The 22619-nt window shown below is 72.8% G+C and carries 20 protein-coding genes; 5 read left to right on the top strand and 15 right to left on the bottom strand.

Features of this window, described 5'->3' with window-relative positions; translation table 11 throughout:
• The 7 genes from AB0E02_RS24075 to AB0E02_RS24045 all read right to left on the bottom strand — a co-directional run.
• Nucleotides 1–836: SulP family inorganic anion transporter (locus AB0E02_RS24075; RefSeq protein WP_362142498.1), on the bottom strand; the 836-nt coding region annotated here is incomplete at its 3' end.
• A gap of 17 nt (nucleotides 837–853) precedes the next feature.
• Entirely contained in the window at nucleotides 854–1456 is a 603-nt protein-coding gene (locus AB0E02_RS24070; RefSeq protein WP_362142496.1) for a carbonic anhydrase, read from the bottom strand.
• Nucleotides 1457–1548: 92 nt separating this feature from the next.
• Nucleotides 1549–1965, bottom strand: a complete 417-nt coding sequence (locus tag AB0E02_RS24065; RefSeq protein WP_362142494.1) for a hypothetical protein — start codon at nucleotides 1963–1965, stop codon at nucleotides 1549–1551.
• Nucleotides 1966–2110: 145 nt separating this feature from the next.
• Nucleotides 2111–3391, bottom strand: coding sequence for an MFS transporter (locus AB0E02_RS24060; RefSeq protein WP_362142493.1), 1281 nt, complete (start codon nucleotides 3389–3391; stop codon nucleotides 2111–2113).
• A gap of 13 nt (nucleotides 3392–3404) precedes the next feature.
• On the bottom strand, nucleotides 3405–3917 hold the full coding sequence (locus tag AB0E02_RS24055; protein WP_362142492.1) for a hypothetical protein: 513 nt from the start codon (nucleotides 3915–3917) through the stop codon (nucleotides 3405–3407).
• Nucleotides 3918–3963: 46 nt separating this feature from the next.
• Nucleotides 3964–5202, bottom strand: coding sequence for a hypothetical protein (locus AB0E02_RS24050; RefSeq protein ID WP_362142490.1), 1239 nt, complete (start codon nucleotides 5200–5202; stop codon nucleotides 3964–3966).
• A gap of 196 nt (nucleotides 5203–5398) precedes the next feature.
• Nucleotides 5399–5554 carry a hypothetical protein gene (locus AB0E02_RS24045; protein ID WP_199816252.1) on the bottom strand — a complete coding sequence of 52 codons (156 nt, stop codon included), beginning with the start codon at nucleotides 5552–5554 and terminating at the stop codon, nucleotides 5399–5401.
• A gap of 411 nt (nucleotides 5555–5965) precedes the next feature.
• On the opposite strand from AB0E02_RS24045, the gene AB0E02_RS24040 reads away from it, so the two are divergent.
• On the top strand, nucleotides 5966–7678 hold the full coding sequence (locus tag AB0E02_RS24040) for a hydrogenase maturation protein (RefSeq protein ID WP_362142488.1): 1713 nt from the start codon (nucleotides 5966–5968) through the stop codon (nucleotides 7676–7678).
• Nucleotides 7679–7705: 27 nt separating this feature from the next.
• Here AB0E02_RS24040 and AB0E02_RS24035 read toward each other — a convergent pair whose 3' ends face one another.
• The gene (locus tag AB0E02_RS24035; RefSeq protein WP_362142487.1) at nucleotides 7706–8248 is read right to left on the bottom strand and encodes a winged helix-turn-helix domain-containing protein; all 543 of its coding nucleotides are present in this window, start codon (nucleotides 8246–8248) and stop codon (nucleotides 7706–7708) included.
• A gap of 989 nt (nucleotides 8249–9237) precedes the next feature.
• Between AB0E02_RS24035 and AB0E02_RS24030 the strand changes: the two genes are divergently transcribed.
• From AB0E02_RS24030 to AB0E02_RS24020, 3 genes are all read left to right on the top strand, one after another.
• The gene (locus AB0E02_RS24030; protein ID WP_362142485.1) at nucleotides 9238–10200 is read left to right on the top strand and encodes a hypothetical protein; all 963 of its coding nucleotides are present in this window, start codon (nucleotides 9238–9240) and stop codon (nucleotides 10198–10200) included.
• 119 nt (nucleotides 10201–10319) lie between these two features.
• Entirely contained in the window at nucleotides 10320–11771 is a 1452-nt protein-coding gene (locus AB0E02_RS24025; protein ID WP_362142507.1) for an amino acid permease, read from the top strand.
• 72 nt (nucleotides 11772–11843) lie between these two features.
• Nucleotides 11844–12698, top strand: a complete 855-nt coding sequence (locus AB0E02_RS24020; protein WP_362142483.1) for a GNAT family N-acetyltransferase — start codon at nucleotides 11844–11846, stop codon at nucleotides 12696–12698.
• A gap of 66 nt (nucleotides 12699–12764) precedes the next feature.
• Here AB0E02_RS24020 and AB0E02_RS24015 read toward each other — a convergent pair whose 3' ends face one another.
• On the bottom strand, nucleotides 12765–13271 hold the full coding sequence (locus AB0E02_RS24015) for a DinB family protein (protein ID WP_362142481.1): 507 nt from the start codon (nucleotides 13269–13271) through the stop codon (nucleotides 12765–12767).
• Nucleotides 13272–13404: 133 nt separating this feature from the next.
• Here AB0E02_RS24015 and AB0E02_RS24010 point away from each other — a divergent pair, with 133 nt between their 5' ends.
• Nucleotides 13405–14235: a glycoside hydrolase family 16 protein gene (locus tag AB0E02_RS24010; protein ID WP_362142479.1), complete on the top strand. Its 831-nt coding sequence runs from the start codon at nucleotides 13405–13407 to the stop codon at nucleotides 14233–14235.
• Between the two features lie 65 nt (nucleotides 14236–14300).
• Here the strand turns inward: AB0E02_RS24010 and AB0E02_RS24005 are convergent, their stop codons facing one another.
• The 6 genes from AB0E02_RS24005 to AB0E02_RS23980 form a co-directional block, all read right to left on the bottom strand.
• Complete coding sequence (locus AB0E02_RS24005; RefSeq protein WP_362142477.1) at nucleotides 14301–15068, bottom strand: trypsin-like peptidase domain-containing protein; 768 nt, start codon at nucleotides 15066–15068, stop codon at nucleotides 14301–14303.
• Between the two features lie 127 nt (nucleotides 15069–15195).
• The gene (locus tag AB0E02_RS24000; RefSeq protein WP_362142475.1) at nucleotides 15196–16032 is read right to left on the bottom strand and encodes a polysaccharide deacetylase family protein; all 837 of its coding nucleotides are present in this window, start codon (nucleotides 16030–16032) and stop codon (nucleotides 15196–15198) included.
• 44 nt (nucleotides 16033–16076) lie between these two features.
• Nucleotides 16077–18878, bottom strand: coding sequence for a glycosyltransferase family 2 protein (locus AB0E02_RS23995; protein WP_362142473.1), 2802 nt, complete (start codon nucleotides 18876–18878; stop codon nucleotides 16077–16079).
• A complete protein-coding gene (locus tag AB0E02_RS23990; protein ID WP_362142471.1) occupies nucleotides 18875–20209 on the bottom strand; it encodes a teichoic acid transporter in 1335 nt (444 codons plus the stop codon). Before AB0E02_RS23990 ends, AB0E02_RS23995 begins: the two co-directional genes overlap by 4 nt.
• Entirely contained in the window at nucleotides 20206–21537 is a 1332-nt protein-coding gene (locus AB0E02_RS23985; RefSeq protein WP_362142470.1) for a glycosyltransferase, read from the bottom strand. Before AB0E02_RS23985 ends, AB0E02_RS23990 begins: the two co-directional genes overlap by 4 nt.
• Nucleotides 21534–22364, bottom strand: a complete 831-nt coding sequence (locus AB0E02_RS23980) for a glycosyltransferase family 2 protein (protein WP_362142468.1) — start codon at nucleotides 22362–22364, stop codon at nucleotides 21534–21536. Before AB0E02_RS23980 ends, AB0E02_RS23985 begins: the two co-directional genes overlap by 4 nt.
• Nucleotides 22365–22619 lie beyond the last annotated feature (255 nt).

Raw genomic sequence — 22619 nt, 5'->3', positions numbered from 1 at the left:
TCCTTGTCGTAGTCGGTCTTCGGCCCGTCGTGCAGCCGGTCCACCGCCGCCGCGCTGAACAGCGATTCGGCCGAGGCGATCAGTGCGAAGGCGAGGACCGTGCCCAGCACACCGACGTCGGTGAGCCGGCCCAGGTCCGACATGCCCGGTGGCTGGATCGCGTCCAGCAGGCCGCTGACCCGGACCCGGGCGACCGGCAGGTCGAGCGCCTGGACCGCGGTGGTGGCGAGCGCCACCGCGACCAGCGGCGCCGGGAGCACCCGGGCACCGCGCCGCCAGCGCGGCCACAGGACCAGCACGGCGACGGTCCCGGCGCCGACCGCGAGTGCGGACAACGCGGTCCCCGAGCCGACCGTGGCGGCGGCCAGCGCCGGTACGCCGCCGATGTTGGCCAGTCCGCTGCCCGGCGCCTTGGCGTCCGTGAGGGCGTAGAGCTGACCGGCGATCAGCACCAGGCCGATGCCCGCCAGCATGCCCTGCACGACGGCGACCGAGATCGCCCGGAACCAGCGCCCCAACTTCAGGGCGCCCATGGCCAGTTGGAGTACGCCGGCCGCCAGCACCAGGGCGCCCAGCGCCCCGAGGCCGTACTCCTCGACGGCCTCGAAGACCAGCACCGTCAGGCCCGCGGCCGGGCCGCTGACCTGCAGGCTGCTGCCGGGGAGGAGGCCGGTGAGCAGACCGCCGACGACACCGGTGACCAGGCCGAGTTCGGCCGGTACGCCGGAGGCGACGGCCACCCCGACGCACAGCGGGACGGCCACCAGGAAGACCACCAGGGAGGCGGTGAAGTCGGCCCGGAAGGCCCCCGCACGGGAGGAGAGCAGTCGCTTCATCGTCGTCACCCCCGCGCTCACAGCGGAAGGAACAGGTCGGAGGCCGGGTGGTGGGCCACGACCAGGCCGGTGTGCACTTCGTAGAACCAGCCGTGCAGATTCACCTCGCCGACCGCCAGCCGCTCCTGTACGCAGGGGTACCCGCGCAGCCGGTCGAGCTGCTGGCGCACGTGCTGCTGCACGGCGGCGGCCACCGTCGGCTCGGGGTCCTCGGGCAGTTCGTCGGAGAGTGCCTGGGCCAGCCAGTCGCGCACCGCCGGCGCGCCGGTCAGGTCCTCGCCGCGGGCCTTGGCGCCGACCGCGCCGCAGTGCGAATGACCGCAGACCACGATGTCGGCGACCCGCAGGACCCGCATCGCGTACTCGATGGTGGCGGCCTCCGCGCAGGCCGCCATGTCCTCGCGGTAGACGGGCACGGCGTTGCCGGCGGTGCGCAGTTCGAAGAGTTCGCCCGGGCGGGCCCCGGTGATCAGGGACGGTACGACCCGGGAGTCGGAGCAGGTGATGAAGAGGGCGAGGGGGGACTGGCCGGCCGCCAGCCGGCCGTAGGTCTCCTGCTCCTCCCGCCGCTCGGCGATACGGGCCGTCAGGCCCCGGGCATGCTGGATGAAGGTCTCCACGAGGAGGTCTCCTGCTGATGAGTGGTGCCACTGTGGGGTGGTGGCGGGAACGTGCGGGATGCGGCTGGTGGAGCAAGCCACCACGGCCGCGCTCAGCAGCGGAAGACGCAGTGCAGGACGGGGAACGGGGCCGGTCTCGATGCGGCCCGGGTGGAGGTGCCCGCGGCCGGGCCGTCGGACCCGCCGGCGGACGGCAGCGCCGGGCCGCCGGGCCCGGACGGCGGCAGCGGACGGCCGGCGTGCCGCGGCACGCCGACGGAGCTGCGCGCGGTCCCTCGGGGGGCGCCGCGCTCGGCGTCCTGTTTGGTCTTCTCCTCGTCGGAGTCGGAACCGGGCTTGACGGCGGGCGGGGCGCCCGCGGGCTTCGTGGCGGGGGCGGCGAAGGTGGCGGTCGCACCGGCGCCGGCGGCCGCCGCGCCCAGCAGGAACGCCAGCACCACGGCGACGGCGAGCAGCGGGACCCGGAGCAGGCGCACCGGTATGCCGGGTGTGCCGCGGTCCTTCCGCATCCTCGCCCCCCGTCGCAGGTCCATACGCCTACAGCCTTCCCTCACAGTGCAGCATCCAGGTTTCCGGCATGAAAACGAGAAATGACGCCATGTTTCGAGGTTTCCCCCGTTGCACCCGCGCACCACCCGCCGCGCGTACGGGAGTTCACGACCGCTCCGCTTCCGTACCGGCGGCCGCCGGCGCCGCGCGGACGGTGCGCGGCACCCGGGCCGACCAGCCCACGGCGGGCACGACGGCCAGCGCCAGCACCCCGCCGGCCAGCGCCAGGGCCGGGTAACCGCCCGCCGCCACGACCAGCCCCGACGACAGTCCGCCGGCCGCACCGGCGCCCGCGATGCCGACGTCGACCAGGCCCTGGACCGCGGCCCGCCGCTCGGGCGGCAGGGCGTCGGTGACCAGGGCCGTGCCGCTGACCAGCCCGGCGTTCCAGCCCAGGCCGAGCAGCACCAGGGCCGTGGCGAGCAGGGGAACCGCATGCGGCGGCGCCGTCGCGGCGAGCACACCGGCCGCCAGCAGCAGCGGACCCGACGCGGCGGCGATCCACCGCCGGCCGTACCGGTCGACGAGCAGCCCGGTGAGCGGCGAGGGCAGGAACATAGCCGCCACGTGCAGCGCGATGACCAGCCCGGCGGCCTGCGGGTCCGACCCGTGCGCCAGCATGTGGACCGGCGTCATCGTCATCACCGCGATCATCACCAGCTGGGTGAGGACCATGACCGCGGTGCCGGCCACCAGGCCGCGACGTTGGGCATCGCCCCAGGGATGACCGCTCGCCGGAGCGGCCGGTGCGGCGTCCGCCCGCTCCGGCGCGGCGGCCAGGCGTGCGGCCAGCCGGAGCGGGTCGGGCCGCAGCAGCACGGCCAGTACCAGCGCCGCCGCGGCGAACGCCACGCAGGCCAGCAGGAACGGCCCGGCCAGCCGGGGGATGCCCCAGGACCGTGCGAGGTCACCGGTCCATGTCACCAGGTTGGGCCCGGCCACCGCGCCGAGCGTGGTGGCGAACAGCACCGTGCTCACCGCCCGCCCGCGCCGCGCGGGCGAGGCCAGATCGGCGCCCGCGTAACGCGCCATCAGATTGGTCGCGGTACCGGCCCCGTAGACCAGCAGGGACCCGCACAGCAGCACGGGGTTCCCGACGGCGGACGCCACGACCACCCCGAGGCTGCCCAGCGCCCCGGTGCCGTAGCCGAGGGCGAGGCCGGGGCGCCGGCCCCAGCGGCGGCACAGCCGGCCGATCCCGGCCGCGCCGCCCGCGGCTCCCGCGGTGAACAGCGCACTGGGCACACCCGCCAGCCCGGTCGAGCCGAACATCTCCTCGGCGAGGAGCGCCCCGACGGTGATGCCCGCGGCGAGCCCGGCCCCGCTGAGGACCTGGGCCACCACCAGGACGGCCAGGATGCGCCGTTGTTCCGGTCTTTCGCGCATGACCCGCGGTCCCCTATACCGGTGCCGGCGGCTTCAGCGCCGAGATGTCCGCGAGCGTCATCCCCAGCTGCTCGTGGAGGAAGCGCACGATCGTCCAGTGCGGCAGCGCCCCCTCGTCGAACGGCCCGAACTCCGCGCAGTACAACGGGATCCAGCGCAGCGCCTCTTCGAGGACCTGCTCGCGGCCCGGCTCCTGCTGGTAGTCCTCGTAGGCGATGCTGCGGTGCTCGATGAAGTACCGCCCGGGCAGTCGCTCCTCGCACAGGGCGCGGTATTCCCGGGTCTGCAGGATGAGGTAGTGCCAGATCTCGTCGATGTCCTGCTCGACCGGGAGGAAGAGGCCGCCGAGCCGGTCGCGGTACCGCGAGACGAGGAAGAGGTAGCGCAGGGCTTCCGTGACCTGCCGCGCCACGAACTCCCGCGGGGCCTCGCTGCGGGCGGCGAAATGGTCGGTGACCTCGGTGTGCAGCGCCTCCCCGAGCAGCTCCCGGAGGGCGTCGGCGGATATCGGCGGGCGGCTGGTCATGGGGCTCCTGTGCGGGTGCGGACGGGCAGGTGGGCGGGGGTGCGCATCAGTCGGCGTCGACGAGCCAGGCGTACTTCCCGGATTTCCCGATGGGGAGGTGGGCGTGGTGCACCGGCCGGCAGCGCCGCCCGGTGAGCTCGCCGACGGCGTCCGCCAGCGCGGCGGACCCGTCGGCCCCGAGCGGGGCGCCGTGGAAGGTGGTGTACGCCAGCAGGGCCTCGCCGGGACCGGTCAGCTGGAGTTGGTGCAGGAACACGTCCGGGGCCAGCTCACCTAGGCACCGGTCGAGGTCGCCCTGGGCGACCGGCCCGTTCGGGGTCGGCAGCAACTCCTTCCGGCGGCCGCAGAATTGGGCGATCCGGCCCGGGTCCGGCGTGCCGTCCAGGGTGCGCACACAGTCGCCCGAGCGGTAGCGGATCAGCGGCATGAAGGGATTGCGCACGCTGGAGACGACGAGTTCGTGGATCGTGCTTCCCGGGGCGACCGGATGGAGCTCCACGCTCATGCCGTCGAGGTACGGCCGGTATCTGCCGCGCCGGTCGCTGAAGTAGAGGTAGCCCAGCTCGGTGCTGCCGAAGAGGTCGATGACCGGGCAGTCGAAGTGCTGAGCCAGGAAGCGCCGGACGTTGACCGGGGTGTACTCGTAGGCGTGGACGATGCTGGCGGGCGGCGGGAAGTCGTCCCACAGCCCCCACTCCCCGACCTTCCGCAGCAGATGCGCCAGGTGGTACCCGGAACAGTCGAGGTGGTAGTGGCCCTGCGGATGCGACTGCCGGGCCGCCTCGATCTCCCGGAGCATCCGCACCACCTCGTCGCGCTCCCACCGCGCGGGGTCGAGCCGCAGGTTGACGTAGCAGGTGCGGTCGTCCAGCCACCGCTCCTCGAAGGAGGGCACCTGCGCCGGCGGGACGCCGCGCCGGGCCGCGCCGACCCGGGCCACGTGCTCGGTCGCCAGCACGGTGGTGAGCGAGACCCGCCGGCAGCCCGACTCCCAGGTCCCGGCGAGGTCCGGGTGCTCGCTCCACAGCCGGTAGTAGGAGTGCAGCAGGAAGTACGGGGGCCGGATCAGCTGCATCCGGGCGTGGTTGGTGCCCGTGGAGAGCACGTATTCCGCCTCACCGGCCTCCAGGGCCGCGGCCAGCCGGGGGGTCATCCAGTTCTCGGGGAAGCCGCGGGCGATATCCGGTTTGTCGAGGACCGGGAAATAGCCCTTCGCCAGCGATGCGCGGTAGAGCGGGATGTCGCGGATCTGCTCGATGACCTCGGCGGTCGGCTGACCATCCATGGAACCCTCGTCATGGCTCGGAGAAGAACGGAGAAAGACGGAGAAGAACGGAGAAGAACGGCGAAGAACGGCGAAGAACGGCGAAGAACGGGGTGCGCCCCCGGCCGCACGGGTGCGGCGCCCGGGAGCGGGCCGGCGGCGGGGGAAGTGCCGCGGCCGTGGCCCGCTCCCGGGCGCCGGGGAGTGCCGGGACGGGTCAGGAGATACAGCCGGCCTTCGGCGCGGCGCTGATGCAGCCGGCCTTGGGTGCGGCGCTGATGCAGCCTTCCTTCGCCGCCTGCGAGGCGGAGTTGGCGGCGAGCCAGCTGCGCCACACGTCGTCCTGGGCCATCTTCTTGATGAGCTGCTCCATGGGAACCTCCGTGAGAGTGCGGAAGACGGTCCGGCAACGGCGCTGACCTGCGCCGATGCCGCACACCGAAAGTAAAAGACTGGCCAAGTAAATGTCAATGAAAGGCAATGGCGGGGTGCTGTGAAGCGGCTGCGGCGCGCCAACTTTGGCGGGATACCGCCGAGCCGGCCGCCGGACCGGAACTACTTGACGGTCTGTCATTTCCGGTCGTTCGGTCGGTCCCGCTCGCTCGGGCGGAACCGGCCCGCGCGGACGGGGGAGGGGTTCCGGCCGGTGCGTTGCGCCATCCGGCCGTCGCCGATCGGGGGACCTGCCGGGCGGGCGCGCGGTCCGTGGCCGTGCCCGGGGAACGCTCACCACCGGCCACCCCGGCCCACCGCACACCGGTTGCCGCACCAGGGGAGTGAAGCTGTGCACATTCTGCTCATCGCCGGCGCCTTCAACAGCCTGACCCAGCGCGTCCATGCCGAACTCGGCGACCGCGGCCACCGGATGGGTGTGGAACTGGTGACTGCGCGGACCCCGCTGTCCGACGTCGTACGCCGCCACGCCCCCGACCTGATCGTGGCGCCCATGCTCACCACCGCCGTCCCCCGGGAGGTGTGGTCGGCCCACACCTGTCTGATCGTGCACCCCGGCCCGGTCGGCGACCGCGGCCCGTCCTCCCTGGACTGGGCGGTGCACCTGGGCGCGGACTCCTGGGGCGTGACCGTCCTGCAGGCCAACGACGAGATGGACGCCGGCGACATCTGGGCCTCGGCGAGCTGCCCGGTCCCCGAGGTGGGCAAGAGCGACCTGTACCGCAACGAGATCGCCGACGCGGCCGTCGAGGCGGTGCTCACCGCCGTCGAGCGCGTCGCCTCCGGCACCCACCGCCCGCAGCCCCAGGCCACCCTGCCCACCGGCGCGCGCACCGGCCGCCCCCGGCCGCCGTTCCGCCAGGACCTGCGCCGGATCGACTGGCGCGCCGAGCCCACCGCCACCGTCGTACGCAAGCTCCGCGCCGCCGACTCCCGGCCCGGCGTACGGGACGAACTCCTCGGCTCCACCTGGATGTTGCACGGGGGCCATCCCGAGGACACCTTGCGCGGACGGCCGGGTGAACTTCTCGCCACCCGCGCCGGCGCGCTCTGCCGGGCGACGGCCGACGGCGCGGTGTGGATCCCCGAACTCCGGGCGCCGCGTCGGCCGGGGGAGCCCGGCACCGTCAAGCTCCCCGCCACCCTCGCCCTCGGCGACCGTCTCCCGGCGCTCCCCGAGGTCCCGGCCCCGCTCGACCCGGGCGACGCGCCCCGTACCTGGAGCGACATCCGCTACCGCGAGGAGGGACCGGCCGGTTTCCTCACCTTCTCCTTCCCCGGCGGGGCGATGAGCACCGACCACTGCCGGCGGCTGCTCGCGGCCTACCGCCACGCCTGCACCCGGCCCACGTCCGTGCTGGTCCTCGGCGGCCGCCGGGACTTCTTCTCCAACGGCATCCACCTGGGCGTGATCGAGGCCGCGGCCGACCCCGCCGAGGAGTCCTGGGCCAACATCCACGCCATGGACGACCTCGTGGAGGCCGTGCTGACCACCACCGACCGGCTGGTGGTCGCCGCGCTCGGCGGCAATGCCGCGGCCGGCGGGGTGATGCTGGCGCTCGCCGCCGACGAGGTGTGGTGCCGCTCGGCCGCGGTGCTCAACCCGCACTACCGGCTGATGGGGCTCTACGGCTCGGAGTACTGGACCTACACCCTGCCCCGCCGGGCCGGGCGCGAGGCGGCCGAACGGCTCACCACGCGCGCCCTGCCGGTCACCGCCACGACCGGGCAGCGGCTCGGCCTGGTGGACCGGATCGTCGACTGCGCCGCGCAGGACTTCACGGCCCGGACCACCGAACTGGCGCGGCGGCTGGCGGCCTCGCCGGCGGTCCAGTCGCGGATCGCCGCCAAGAAGGACACCCGGGAACGGGACGAGGCGAAGCGGCCGCTCGCCGCCTACCGGGAGCACGAACTCGCCCGTATGCACCGGATCTTCTTCGACCCGGGCCAGCCGTACCACGCCCTGCGCCGGGCGTTCGTCCGCAAGGAGCCGGCGGACGGCACCCCGGCGCATCTCAACCCCACCGTCCCCGCGGGGGTTTGAGGTACGGCGCAGGGGTGCCGGCCGTCGTCAGGGAGTGGGAGCGGGCTGGTACTTGTATCCGATGCCGAAGACCGTGCGGATCGAATCGCGCAGGCCCGGCCCGAGGCGGCGGCGCAGCCGGGCGATGTGCACGTCGACGGTACGGGTGCTCGACTGGTAGCTCGGCCAGACCGCGGCCATCAGCTGTTCCCGGGTGAAGGCCCGCTGGGGATGCCGCACGAGGTGCGCGAGCAGGTCGAATTCGAGCTTGGGCAGGCCGAGTTGGCGGCCCTTGATGAAGACCGTGCGGGCCGCGTTGTCGATCTGGATCGGCTCCGGGCGGTGGGCCGGCCCGGCCGCCGGCTCCTCGGGGCGGGGCGGGTTCTCACCCGGCGGGGCCAGGATGATGTGGACCTCGTCCGAGGGCAGCCGGTGCACCGAGACGGGCTCCAGGGAGTGCAGGGTCAGTTGCCAGGTGCCGTCCGGGAGCCGGTCGACCGCCAGGGGTGGCCCTTCGCCGGGCCCGGCCGTCACCGGGCGGCCGAAATCGGCGTCCGGTCGCAACGCAAGCGGGGTCGTCGAGGAGTTCATAAACATGATCTGGGCCCATTCCTCTTGCAAAGCAGGCGTGTACGGACAGACATGGCGGTGCTCGACGTTCGAAGGGTGCTGAGGTGCTGTGCAGCCATCGCGACGTTGATCCGGGGGTGGGGCGTGGTGGCGAACAGGCACGTGGGAGGCGTCTGCGCCCAACGGGGGCAATCGCTCCGTCCGTGCCACGAGAACGTTCGCGCCCATGCCCGTAGTCGGCCATGGCGTGGTGCGTGACCACGGCCTCCGGTCGGAACGAACGCTACATGTGATCGCGCGCTTCCGGAAAGTAGCTTCCGCTAATTTCGGTTGCTCTTGGGTCGAATCCATGCTTGCGGTGCGCCAACTCCCTTGGCGAAAGCGTGGGTTGTGACCGGCCCGGGACGTCGTTTCGTTCAACGAAGGTGCGAGAAAACGCCGCAACCTGAGGGGTCGTCATCAGTGTGGGAGTCGTTTGCGCCTGGAAGTACGCCGCGAAGACGCCCGGAGCGGTGCCCGTGCCGCGCTCACGCCGACTTCTCGGTCCGGGAGCGGGTTCCCGTCCGGCATGGCCGGAAATCGCGGGCGAACTGGCCGAGAGGCGGGGGGTGTTGCCGCGCGGGCAGGTCCGGTCCGGCGGATCGGCGGTCGTCGCGGGGCGTCGAACGGGGGAGTCGGGCGCGATACGGAGGGGTAGGGCGTCGACGGCCTCCACTTGTGGAGGGTGGGTGAACGCCTGAATATGCCAATTAAATGCGCTGCGGCCGGGCGGCGGTCAAAGTGAAGCGGGCTTCGGTAAGTTGGCCGGAAAGTGGTTTCCTCTTCAATCTCTTTCTCCGGAGCCAGAGCAAAAGGGTGCGGAACCAGATATTCCAGGCGACTGTTTTCCTGGCGAGTTGATGATGAGTAGGGTGTGGCCCGCTGCTGCTCGACCGGTGGCAGGGCCAGCTGAATTCGGCGCGGCTGGAATGCGGTGTGGCGGATGACGCCTTCGTGACCGGGAGGGGACCATGGCGGCCGGCTCTTTCGAGGGGCAGTACGTGTGGAGTCCGGCGGCCGACGACCGGGCGCTGGCCCGGGCATGCATGGACGTCACCGCCGGGCGGTACCTGAGCGCCCACGACGTCCTGAAGGAAACCCGCGACGATTTCGAGGTCCGCGCCCACCGCTCGCTCGTCCTGGCCTCCGTCGCCGCCGACTCGGACCTCGCCGAACGCTGGCTGGCCGAGGAGCCCGGGCCGGAGGCCGCCCTGCTCTGGGCCCGGGTGGCCATGCTGCGGGCGCTGCGGATGGCCGATGCCGGCGCCGGCGACCGACGGCAGGGCGCGCTGGCGCGGATCGCCCGGACGGCGTGCGACCGGGCCGCGAAACTGCTGCCCGAGGACCCCACCCCCTGGGTCGCCCAGCTGGCGCTGACCCGCCTCGACCGCCCGCTGGACCCCGCGCCACAAGGACTGCTGACCGCACCGGCCGGCCCCTGGTACCTCTTCGCCCACATCCTCCGGCTCGACCCCTGGCACCGCGAGGCGCACCACCGCTTCCTGTCCTTCTTCTTCCCCCGGTACGGCGGTTCGTCCAGCGCGAGCTGGGACGTGGCCGCGTTCCTCAGCCAGCGGGCGCCGGCCGCCTCGGCGCTGCGGCTGCTGCCGCTGGTGGCCCTGGTCGAGGACTACAACCCCGCGGCGCCGCTCGCCGACCACGCCTGGGAACAGCCCCAGTGGATCAGCGCGGCGCTGAGCAGCTACCGCAATTGGCTGCCGGAGGTGCCCGGCTACCGTTTCACTCCGGTACTCGATCTCGCCTACCTGGCACACGCGTTGTACATGGCGAAACACGAATTCGAGGCGCGCGAGGTCCTCACGGCGATGGGGCCGTACGCCTCCCGCATGCCCTGGAGCGCATTCGGCGATCCGGCGGAGCAATTGTCGAAAGCCAGACGTTCCTGCGGTCTCCCGGTACCGCACGACACCTGACGCAGAAAATTCCCCCCAGAAAGGTTGCGGTTGTGTCCGAGCGCACGTCAATAACCCGCTCGAAATCCCCCCGCCCGGCCGACCCGGCCACCCTCGACGATGACGCCACACTGCACGCCATGGGCTATCCGCGGAAACTCACCCGGAGATTCCGCGCGTTCGACAATTTCGCCATCTCGTTCACCATCATCAACATCATCTCCGGGATCTTCTCGTCCTTCGGATTCGGCATGAACGCGGGCGGTCCGCGGATCCTCATCTTCGGCTGGATCGGTGTGTCGGTCATGGTGCTGTTCGTCGGCGCCGCGATGGCCGAGATCGCCTCCGCCTACCCGACCAGCGGCGCGCTCTACTTCTCGGCCGGCAAGCTGGCCAAGCGGCACCAGGGCGCCTGGTCCTGGTACACCGGCTGGCTGAACTTCGTCGGCCAGGTCGGCGGCACCGCGGCCACCAACTTCGCGGCCGCCACCTTCATCCAGGCGTTCCTCGCGATGCAGTGGCCGTCCTACACGCCGACGCCGCAGCAGACCGTGCTCATCACCGCCGCCATCCTGCTCGTCCAGGCGCTCGCGAACACGTATACCGTCCGGCTCGTTGCACTGGTGAACCGGATTTCCGTCTGGTGGCTGCTGATCGGCATGGTGGTGATCGTCGTTGCGCTCACCTTTGTTCCGGACCATCACCAATCGCCCGCGTTCGCCACCCACTTCGTCAACAACACCGGCTTCACCAACGCGATGTACGGCGGAATGCTGGGACTGCTCGTCACCAGCTGGACCTTCACCGGTTTCGACGGCAGTTTCCACATGTCCGAAGAAACCGTGAAGGCGACGGTCAACGCGCCCCGCGGCATCATGCGGTCCATCACCTGCTCCGCGATCACCGGGCTGATCCTCATGCTCGCCCTGGTCTATGCGATTCGCGACTACGGCCACGCGGCGGGCGCCGAGGCGCCGCCGGTGCAGATTCTCATCGACGCGCTCGGCCAAAGCACCGCCAAGTTCCTGCTGTTGATCGTCATCGGCGCGATGCTGTTCTGCGGGCTCGCCAACATGACCAGCAATACCCGGCAGATCTTCGCGTTCTCCCGGGACGGGGCGATGCCGGGCTCCCGCTGGTGGCATTCGGTCTCCGCCCGCACCCGGACGCCCGTCAAGGCGGTCTGGCTCGCGGCGGCCTGCCCGCTGGTGCTGGTGGTGCCCGGCTGGTGGTCGCACACCGCCTTCACCGCGGTGGTGAGCGTCAACGTCGTCGGGCTCTTCCTCGCCTACGCCGTGCCGATCTTCCTGCGGCTGCGGCTGGACGACTTCCAGGCCGGGCCGTGGCACCTGGGCCGGTACGGCAGGCCGGTCGCGGCGATCGCGGTGATCTGGATCCTGATCAGCAACGTGCTGTTCATGCTGCCGCAGGCGTCCCCGATCACCCCCGACTCCTTCAACTACGCGCCGCTCGCCCTGGCCGTGGTGCTCCTCATCGCCACCGTCTGGTGGTTCGCCACCGCCCGCCGGCGCTTCCAGGGCCCGGTCAGCTACGGCCGCCCGGACGAGGTCGCCGCGATGGACCTCATCTAGGACACCAGGGACCTGTTCCCCTGTCGCCCCCGTCTCCCGCTGCCCCCACCGGAAGGGACCCGATCACCCGTCATGCCCGCCACCGATGAACTCACCGTCACCACCGCCACGCCGGACGACTGGCAGCAGGTGGTGCAGTGGGCCGCCGACGAGGAGTGGAACCCCGGCCGCGACGACACCGCGTGCTTCCACCCCACCGACCCGGACGGCTTCTTCCTGGGCCGCCGCGGCAACCGGCCGGTCTCCGCGGTCTCCGTCGTCAACTACTCCGCGTCCTACGCCTTCCTCGGCTACTACCTCGTCCACCCCGACCTGCGCGGACAGGGTGTCGGCCTGGCGACCTGGCGCGCCGCCGTCCCGCACGCCGGGACCCGGACCGTCGGCCTCGATGCCGTCCCGGCCCAGCAGGACACCTACCGGCGCGCCGGATTCACCCCCGCATACGAGACCGTCCGCTACGGCGGGCGGCCCGACCGCGACGGCACCCCGCCGCCCGAGGTCGTCCCCGTCACCGGCTCCCACCTCGACGCGCTCGCCGCCTACGACCTGCGCTGCTTCCCCGCCGACCGGCGCCGCTTCGTCACCCGCTGGCTGACCGCCCCCGGCCACACCGCCCGGGCGTATCTGCGCGACGGTGAGATCGCCGGCTACGGGGTGCTGCGCCCGGCCCGCACCGGTCACCGCATCGGCCCGCTCTTCGCCGACACCGACCGGGTCGCCGAGGCGCTCTTCGATGCCCTGGTGGCCACCCTCGCCCCCACCGACGAGGTCTTCCTCGACATCCCCGGCCCCCGGGCCGGCGCCCATGCCCTGGCCACCGGCCGCGGCCTGATCCCCCGCTCCCACACCGTCCGCATGTACACCGGTCCGGTCCCCCCGACGGACCAGCACCGCACGTACGGCGTAACGAGCCTGGAACTGGGCTGACCGTCCACCGGGCGCCGCCCGGGCCGAGCGCCCGGTGGACGGACGGCCCAGGGACGCCCGGACGGTTCAGGCGCCCACGGTCCCGTCGATGCCCTCACGGAGGAAGTCCGCGTGGCCGTTGTGGCGGGCGTATTCGTGGATGAGGTGGAGCATGACCAGACGGAGCGAGACATGGTCGTCCCAGCGGGGCTGGTAGCCCGTGACGTCGAGGGACGGGGCCTGCTGCTCGATGTGGCGGGCGTGCGCCACCTCCTCCTGCCAGGCGGCGAACGCCTCGGCCCCGGTGGAGCCGTTCGGGTCGTAGGCCGCCTGGTAGTCGCCCTCGTCGGACCAGACGAGCGGGAGGTCCTCGCCGTTGATCACCCGGCGGAACCAGGTCCGCTCCACCTCGGCCATATGGCGTACCAGGCCGAGCAGCGTCAGCGTGGAGGGCGGCATCGAGCGGCGGCGCAGGTCCTCGTCGGACAGGCCCTCGGCCTTCATGGCGAGGGTCGCGCGGTGGAAGTCGAGGAAGGCGCGCAGGGTCTCCCGCTCGCCGGCGCGTACGGGCGGGGAGATGCGTTCGGTGGTCATGCCGGTCCTTCGGGAGGCGTCAGGAGGGGGAGGCGAGGTGAGCCTCCGGGCGGCGGAGCGGGAAAGTAGCGGACCGTCCCGGTCTGGGGGACGATCTTCGTGAGTGCTCCGTAGCGCGCCGGGGAGGCGGCCGATGGGATCTTCCCGAGTGGTGCGGGCCGCCGCAAGCCTTTTTCTGGTGCTCGCCGCCGCCGCGGGCTGCGCCCAGGACGGCGAGACGTCCGCCCCGCCGCCGGGCCCGCGGGGCCCCGGGCCCTGGCGCCGGGTCTTCGCCGACGACTTCAGCGGCGACCGGCTCAACCCGGCCAGGTGGACCACGTGTTACGACTGGAACCGGGGCGGGTGCACCAACCGCGGCAACGACGAGCTGGAGTGGTACCGACCCGGGCAGGTCTCGGTCGGCGGCGGCCGGCTCACCCTGACCGCCCGGCGGCGGACGACCCGGGGGACGGACGGCCGTGACTACCCCTGGACCTCCGGCATGGTCTCCACCGGCCGCAGCTCCTGGAACGCCCGCCCGCGCGCCGTCTTCACCTACGGCTACTTCGAGGCCTCGGTGCGCATCCCGGGGCAGGGCGGGATGCTGCCGGCCTTCTGGCTGATGCCGGCCTCGCGGTTCACACCCCCCGAGATCGACATCGCAGAGGTGCTGCAGACGCCCCGGCGGATCGACATGACGGTGCACTGGCGGGGGCCGGACGGCGGGGAACGGGCGACCGCGGGGAGTTTCGGGCCGGTGGACTTCCCGGCCGGTCACCATGTGTTCGCGCTGAACTGGGAACGTGACGCGCTCAGCTGGTATATCGACGGTGAGCTCAGGTTCCGGGTGACCGATCCCGCGAAGATCCCGCATGTGCCGATGGAGCTGCTCCTCACCCTCGCGGTCGGGTTTCCCGAGCTCCCGCCGCCGGACGTGCACCTGGCCCGGATGTCGGTGGACTGGGTGCGGGTCTGGCAGCACTGAGCCGGTGGCGGCACGGGCCCGGACCCACGACACCTGCCGGGCGGGCCCGTGCGCTTCGGACGGACTCAGGTGGCGAGGTGGAAACCGGCGCCGACGCCGCCGTGGGCGTTCATCTCGTCGAGGATGCCCAGGATCGGCGAACTGTGCTGGGCGCCCCAGGCGTTGCCGACCAGCGTGTGGCCGTCGACGACGGGGGAACCGGAGTCACCGCCGTCGGTCCAGATGAGGTGGGTGAACCAGATGTCGTGGGTGCCCAGCTTGATGCCGCAGGTCAGGCCGGTGCGGTGGCCTTCCTTGCACATCCGGGTGCCGTTGGCGGGCGGGGCGCCGAGGGAGGTGATGGTGACGCCGCCGACCGTGCTGGCCGGCGCGACCCGGCTCTCGTCCAGCTTGATCACCGCGTAGTCCAGGCCCTTGGGGCCGGAGTTGAGCAGGTTGTTGGGGGTGCTGACGTAGGTCACCGTGCCGATGACGCCGGTGTCCAGGTCGGGGCGGCTGTCGGCGAGCGGCGCGGGGGAGAAGGCCGTCCCGGCGGGGGAGCGGTCCCGGTAGACCTTCTCGCCGACCAGTTTGTTGCCCGCCTCGTCGATGAAGCAGTGGGCGTTGGTCAGGGCCACGAGATTGCCGGCCGCGTCCCGGCCGACCGCGGTGAGCGTGCAGACGTAGAAGCCGGTGGGCTCCTGCGGGGTCGGCTGCAGCCGGAAGATGATGCCGGTGCCGCCCCCGACGGCCGTACGGGTGTCCGCGCTCGCGGACGGGGCGGTGACGAGGGACAGGGTGGCCAGGAGGAGGGCGAGGCCGAGGGCGCGTAACGCGCGTAAGTGACGTGACATGAAAACACTTCCCGTGCGGGGCCCGGAGGGCCGGGCGACGATGTCGGCTCCAGCCAACCGCTGAACACGCTCCGCGGGGAGGCAATCATCCACTTTGGACTATGTGAGGTACGTCACCCCTCAGGTGTCATGCCGTTTCCCGCCGCAGGGTGCCGGATTCCGACGGCCCGCCGACCGGCCGGCCGAGCAGGGCGCGGGTACGGCGGTACAGCCGCCAGCCCGTCGTACGGAAGGACTCCCCGGCGGGATTCACCGGCGCGCCGCCGCCGTGCACCCACTGGGTGAACTGCTCCGGCCGGGTGTCCGCCCGGACCATCAGGCGGGGGATGCGCATCGGGTCGCGGTCGGCCGTGGCGAGGGCGTTGCGCACCGCGCAGGACGAGGTCCAGCCCGCCTCCCGTACCGTGCGGCGGACCCCACTGCTGGAGTAGCCGTGCGGATAGGCGAAGGCATAGACGGGGTGGCTGAGCGCGTCCTCCAGCCGCCGCTTGCAGTCGACGACCTCGTGCCAGACGCGCTGCGCGGGCACGGCGTCCAGCTGGGGGTGGGTGACGGTGTGGCCGCCGATCTCGATGCCGAGCGCGTCCAGGGTGGCGATCTGCCGCCAGCTCAGCATGGCGGCGGGCGGCAGCAGACTGCCCTCCGGGGCGCCGCCGGGCGGATGTACGGCACCGGTGGTGATGAACACCGTTGCGGGCAGGGCACGTTCGGTGAGCAGCGGTGCCACCGACCAGTAGAAGTCCGCGAAGCCGTCGTCGAAGGTCAGCACCGCGCAGCGGGCGGGCAGCGCGGGCCCGCCGCGGATCGCCGCGACCAGCCGGCGCAACGGGACCACGGTGAGCCCGGCGTCCGCGATGCGGTCGAGCTGCTCGGTGAAGGCCCGCGGGGTGACCGTGTACGGCGCGATCCAGGGCGGCGGATCGCTGGTCACCGAGTGGTAGAGGAAGACGGGCACGGCGCTCATGACCGGTGTCCTTTCGGGACCCCCGTGTGGATCCGGAAGTGCTCTCAGGAACCTCCTGCAGTGCGCTCCGGCAGGATGCGGTAGATGACCGCGTCGGCGGTGCGGTGGATGACGGGGTAGTCGGAGCGGTGCGCCAGTGCGCTCCGCAGATGGGCCAGGGTGCTCGGCGGCAGCGCTCCCGTGGCCGTGACCTGGGCCTCCTGGGCCCGGTTGAGGATCAGGTAGGCCGGGCGCGGCGGTCCCGCCCCGGCCAGCACGTGCAGCTCGCCCGCGGGGTCGTCGCGCACCTGCCACTGGTCGCCGGGCGCCGCCTCGGACAGCCAGATCCGGTCGTGGTACTCGTAATCGTGGTAGGCGTACGGGAAGTTGTCCGAGGCGCCGATGATCAGCGAGCCCTCCGGGGCGTGCGTGGCGAGCCACTTGGCGGCCGAGGTCTCCGAGGTGGTGAAGTAGTTGACGTTCTCCTTGCCGAAGTACGCCAGGGAGAGCGCGCCGAACAGCGCCACCAGCACCACCGGCACCGCCGCGGCCCGTACCCGCCGCAGCGCGCGGCGCAGGCCGCGGCCGCGGGACGGGCTCAGCAGCGGGGGCAGCAGCAGCGCCGCGGCGCCGAACGCGGTCGCGGGCAGCGCGAACAGGTACACCCGGAAGATCATCTCGCCGCCGTAGCTGTTGGCCACGGCCCAGGGTAGCGGCGCCACCGCGAGCCACGGCAGGGCGGTGCGCCGCAACGAGGGCCGCACCAGCACCGCCAGCCCGGCGAACACGAAGACCACCGCGGACAGGATCCGGTCGGCCCAGGCGACCATCACCTGGCCGCTGGTGGCCCCGGAGAGGCCGATCAACCCGGACCCGGCGTTCGACTCGGGCGTGGTCAGGCCGCTGATCAGGTTGTGGAGGTTCTCCTCCAGATACGGCCGGGCCGCGGTCATGTCCCAGGCCAGCGTCAGCGTCAGCGCGACCAGCAGCACCGGCAGCGCCACCCGGCGGTTGCGGCGGGGCAGGGACAGCAGGAGCAGCGAGCCGATCAGCATCACCGGGGTGAGCGGATGCGACACCACGATGGTGACGATCGCGAGCAGCACCAGCACCGCCCAGCCGAGCGGTGGCCGGCCCGGTCGCGCCCGGCCGGGCCGTGGGAGGCGGTGGACGACGGCCGCGATGACGCAGACGTACAGCAGGAAGGCGAACGCCTGCGGTGAGAAGTAGTCCTGGCCCACCCATGAGCAGCTGAAGAAGAGGAAGACGCCGCCCCAGACCAGCCGCCGGCTGCGGGTGAAGGAGCGGTACAGCGCCACCAGCGGGACCACCAGCGCCACATTGATCAGCAGCGGGAACCAACTGGCGTAGGAGCCGGGCGACTTGAGGCCGATGTGGCTGACGAAGAGGTCGTTGGCCCAGAAGAAGCCGGGCCAGCGGGCGTAGATGGACAGCCGGCCGGCCGCCGTGGGCAGGGTGCCGGTGTCCAGCAGGACGTCGGTGACCGCGACGTGCTTCCAGGCCCAGGAGTAGCGCAGTTCGGGGTAGAGCACGAGCGGGGTGGCGTGCAGGAAGGTGATCAGCGCCAGCACGTAACCGGCGTGGTGCAGGGCGCGGGTGCGCCGGTCGGACAGCGCGGCGCAGAAGCCGAGGCCGAGCAGCACCAGCCCGGCCCAGTAGGTGACCGGCAGGACCTGCACCAGACCCAGGTCGCTCATCGCGCCGAGGTCCACCCCGCGCAGGGAGAACAGCCACAGCAGCAGCGCGGCGGGCAGCGCGAGCAGCGCCAGGGCGCGCAGGGCGGCCTGGGCGCGGGTGCGTTCCACGGGGCGGCGCAGCCGGCCGACGGCGTAGCCGAGGACCGTGGCGGTCACCCCGGTCGCCAGCGCCGGCACGGTGCGCGGCGGTGCCCCGCCGCCCGGCCGCAGCCCGTCGGCGACCGCGGCCGGGAGGGTGCGGCGCAGGTAGGTGCGTTCGCTGGCCAGCGCCGGGCCGGCACCGGCGTGCCGGGCGACGGCCGCCTTCGACAGGCCCTCCGCGTAGCACCGGGCCCGGAAGTACGCGCGGGTGGTGCGGGCGGCGGGCACGTGGTGGCGGACCCCGGCGGCCGGCTCGTACAGCAGCTTCCCGTCGGGGTTGCGGGCCGCGACCCGCAGGCACAGTTCGGTCTCCTCGCAGCCCAGCGGGCGGGTGCCGATCCGGCCCAGGTCGGTGCGGAAGCCGCCGGCGGCCACGATCTCGGCGCGCCGGAAGGACATGTTGGCGCCGATGAAGTTCCGTACCGGCGCGCGGTGTTCGGGCAGCCCCTGGTAGGAGCAGCCGACCACCCAGTCGAACTCGTGGGGGAACCAGGCGGGCCGGCCGGTCTCCCACAGCGGGCGGACCAGCCCGCCGACGCCGAGCACCCGCGGGTCGTGGTAGGCGGCGAGCAGCCGGGCGGTCCACTCCGGGTCGGCCGCCGCGTCGTCGTCGAGGAAGGCCACGATGTCGCCGTGCGCGGCCCCGACCCCGGTGTTGCGGCCACCGGAGAGCCCCTGTGCCTCGGCGTTGGGCAGCACCCGTACGCCGGGCAGTGCGGGCTCGGCCCGCCGGGCCAGCTCGGGGCAGTGGTCGACGACCAGCAGGATCTCGTCGGCCGGGTGGTGCTGGAGCTGCACCGAGTGGACCGCGTCCAGCAGTTGCTCCCAGCGCCCCAGGGTGTAGGCGCAGATGACGACGGTCAGGCTCGGTCCGGCGCGGGCCGCCTCCGCGGTCCGCTCCCCGCCCGCGGGCACGGTCGCCGGCGCGTGGCCGCACAGCGTGCCGAGCACGAAGCGGACCGCCTGGAGCAGACCGGAGACGACGAGGCGGAAGCCGATCGCGTTCATCGCGGGCTCCTTGCGGGGGACGGCAGCCAGCGCGGCAGCGTGATCAGCAGCGGCAGGGCGAGTGCGCATTCGGCCAGCAGCCAGGCGGCGCCGACCCCGGTGATGCCGAAGGGCGGGATCAGCCGGACGGTCAGGCCCAGTACCAGGGCGCACAGTGCCGCCTGGAGCGCGACGGCCCAGGCCAGCCGGCGGCGGGCGCGCGCCACGTCGATGGCCACGTTGAGCAGCAGGTTGGGCAGGGCGGACAGGGCCAGCAGCCGCAGCACGCCGGTGGCCTGGTCGGCGTACTCGGCGCCGAACACCGACAGCAGCCAGGGGGCGATGACGACGAGGGCGAGGACCGCGGCGGCCAGCGGCGGACCGGTGTGCCGCAGCACCCGGCGGCCCAGCTCGCTGATCCGGGCGGGGTCGTGCGCGGCCTCGACCAGCAGCGAACTGCCCATGTTGTAGGTCGCCAGGTAGAGGGTGTACGCGATCACCCACGACAGGGAGAAGTAGGCGTTGCGGGCGCCGCCCAGGGTGTCCAGCACGATCAGCGGCACGATGTTGTAGGCGGACAGCCGGAAGAGGGCGCCGCCGTAGTCGGTGGCGGCGTAGCCGAGCAGCCGGGGCGGCATCCGCCCGTCGGCGTGCGCCCGTTCGTGGGCCGGCACCGCCCGCCGCAGCAGCACGTAGTTGGCGACCAGGAGCGAGACGGCCAGCGCCCCGGCCCACGACAGCAGGATGCCGGAGCTGACCGCCCAGCCCGCGGCCAGCGTCAGCACCAGGACCTTGACCACCGCGAACACCGCGTTCTCGCCGAGCACCCAGTGGGCCCGGCGGACGCCGGTCAGCGCCCCGTCCTGCACGATGAACAGCGCATAGCCCATCGTGCCCGCCACGAAGAACGGGGCGACCAACGGGCCGCGCAGGAAGCCCAGTCCGGGTGCGATCAGCGGCACCAGGACGAGGAAGGCGCCGGCCAGCAGCCCGGCGCACAGTCCTGCCGCGGCGTAGCTGCGCAGCAGCAGCCGCCGGGTGTGCCGGCCGGCCGACGGGACGAACCGCACCAGCACGTCGGAGAGGTTGAGCTGCCCGAAGCCGGCGAGCAGGGTCACCGCGGAGATCACGGCGTACGAGCGGCCGACGGTCTCCGGGCGGTACCAGGACGTGGCGAGCACCCAGTAGAACGCGCCGACCGCGGCCGTCATCAGCGAACTGGCCACCAGCACATGGCCGTTGCGCAGCAGCGGCTCGTAGTGGAGCGTCTGGCCGACCCGCCGGCGCAGCACGACCAGGTAGGGCGCGGCGGGCAGGTCCGCGACGCCCGGGGGAGCGGTGTGCGGGGTCATGACGGTCCCGTTCCGGCGGTCGCGGCACGGTGGGTGGCGCGGACGCTGCGCAGATAGCCGACCGGTCCGTAGAGCATGCCGCGCAGTTCCAGCAGGGACAGCCGGGCCGGCCAGGCGCCGGCCGGCGCCGAACGGTCCTGGGCCCGGCCGACGGCGTGCCGGATGCCGCCCGGCAGCCGGCGCAGCAGGGCGGGCAGCGCCCCGGGGCGGTGCCGCAGCGCGGCGGCCAGGAAGGCGCCGAACCCGGCGCCGTAGCCGAACGCCTGGGCCGGCAGGGCGGCCGCCTCGCGGCGGTGCCGGTGCCAGATGACGGCGTCCGGCTGGTAGACGATGCGGTGCCCGGCGGCCAGGACGAGGAAGAACGCCAGCAGGTCGTCGCCGCCGTGCGCCGGGGTGCCGGTGCCGGTCGACGGGTCGAAGCCGCCCAGCTCCCGCAGCACGTCGGTGCGGAAGGCCATGTTGGCGCCGGAGCCGAACTGCCCGGCGGTGAACGGGAAGAGCGGATCGGCGGGCGGGTCGGCCAGCGACCAGCTGCGCGGGGCGAATCCCTTGCCGAAGCCGCCGTGGAACTCCAGCGCGGACTGCGCCGCGGTCGCGAGCTCGGCGGGCACGATCAGCCCGGTGACGCAGCCGACCCCTGCCCCGCCGTCGCGTGCCCCGCCGTCGTCGAAGGCGTGCTCCAGGGCGTCCAGCCAGCCGGGGTCGGCCAGGGTGTCGTCGTCGGTGAAGGCGCAGATCCGGCCGCGGGCGGCCCGCAGTCCGCGGTTGTGCGCCCGGGCCAGGCCCGCCATGGATTCCCTCACATACCTGACCCGGGACGGATAACTGTCACGCACCAGCCGCTCGGCGGCGTCGTCGCGCGGCGCGTTGTCGACCACCACGATCTCGTACGAGGGGTGCCGGCTCCGCAGCAGCGAGTCCAGGCACTGGCGCAGCATCCCGGGACGGTTGTGGGTGGCGACGATGACGGTGACCACGGGCGGTGCGGCCGCTCCCGGGGCCCGGACCGGACGACCGGGACCGGTCCGGGCTGCCTCCGGGGCAACCGTGGTGGTCAGTTGGCGATGCGCGGCTTCGGCCAGCGCGTGGTACAGGCCGGTGGTGTCCCCGAGCACACCGTGGGCGCTGACCATGCCGAGCGGGTGTCCTTGCAGCCGCACCAACGCCAACACGCGTCCACCCGGGGCGGCGGCCGGTGCGCCGCCGGGTGAGCGCAGCTCACCGGGCGCCGCCAGGTCCAGCTCGACGACATGAGCGGGGGTGTAGAGCGAATCGTGGGCGGCGAGACCGGGGCAGGCCGCTGCGGTGCGCGGGCCGAGGCCGTTCATCGCTTCCCCGCTCCCAGGGGTGCGCAGCGCCGGCCACCGGGGCGTTCGGCGAGCAGCGTCCGCAGCACCCGGCGGCCGTCGGAGACCGCGTGCAGATGCGAGCGCCCGCTGCGGCGGGGAAGTTCCAGGCTGGGCACTTCGGCGATGCGGAGTCCCAGCCGCAGTGCGTGGGCGATCAGTTCCGCCTCGATCTCGAACCCGGGCGCCTGCGGGTGCAGGTCGTCGAGGAAGGTGCGGCGGAAGGCGCAGAAGCCGTAGCACAGGTCGGTCAGGGTGGCGTGGTAGACCCGGTTGACGACGGTGAGCAGCGCACGGTTGCCCAGCGAGCGCACCGGGGTCAGGTCGAGCGAGCCGCCGCCGGCGATGAAGCGGGAGCCCTTGACGAAGTCGAAGCCGTTGTCGAGGAAGTGCACGTAGTGCGGGATCTCGCCGGGCCACATGCTGCCGTCGGCGTCCATCATGACGATGTATTCGCAGGTCGCGGCCAGGAAGCCGGTGCGCAGTGCGTCACCCTTGCCGTGGCCGGTCTGCTGGACCACGTGGACGGACGGCAGGCAGTGCGCGGCCATCCGCACGGTCGCGTCGTCGGACGCGCCGTCGACCAGGATCACCTCGTCGACGGAGGGCGGGATCTGGTTGAACACCCACGGGACGTTGCGGGCCTCGTTGTGCGCCGGGATCACCAAACTGACGGTGTGTGAGATCGGTGGGAGGTCGCTGTCGCGCCGCATCGGGAGCGGACTGGTGATGCGGTCGCTGGAGCGGCGCAGCGGACGCCCGCCGTCGACGGTGCGCTGGATCATGCCCGAGGGCAGGGTGGTACTCATGAGCGTGCCTCACGAAGCGGCAACGGACGCCCGGGCCGGAAAGCCGCAGGACGTACCGGAAGATGAGGGGCGTACACCGGCGGCGCGGCCGCCGGGGCCTGTTCGAGAAGGCGCGGTACACCCGCGAACCGAAGGAGAACGAGCTGCGGGGACGCGACGCAGGAGTGCCTCGCGGAGGAACTCGGTCGCTGTGCCCGGGCGATGAGGCGCCGGTCGTTCTCGGACGCTGGAAGCGTCGACCACCACAACTGGCGA

Source organism: Streptomyces sp. NPDC048196, from assembly GCF_040652715.1.
Classification (GTDB): domain Bacteria; phylum Actinomycetota; class Actinomycetes; order Streptomycetales; family Streptomycetaceae; genus Streptomyces; species Streptomyces siderophoricus.
This window is presented reverse-complemented; position numbering and strand designations above follow the sequence as displayed.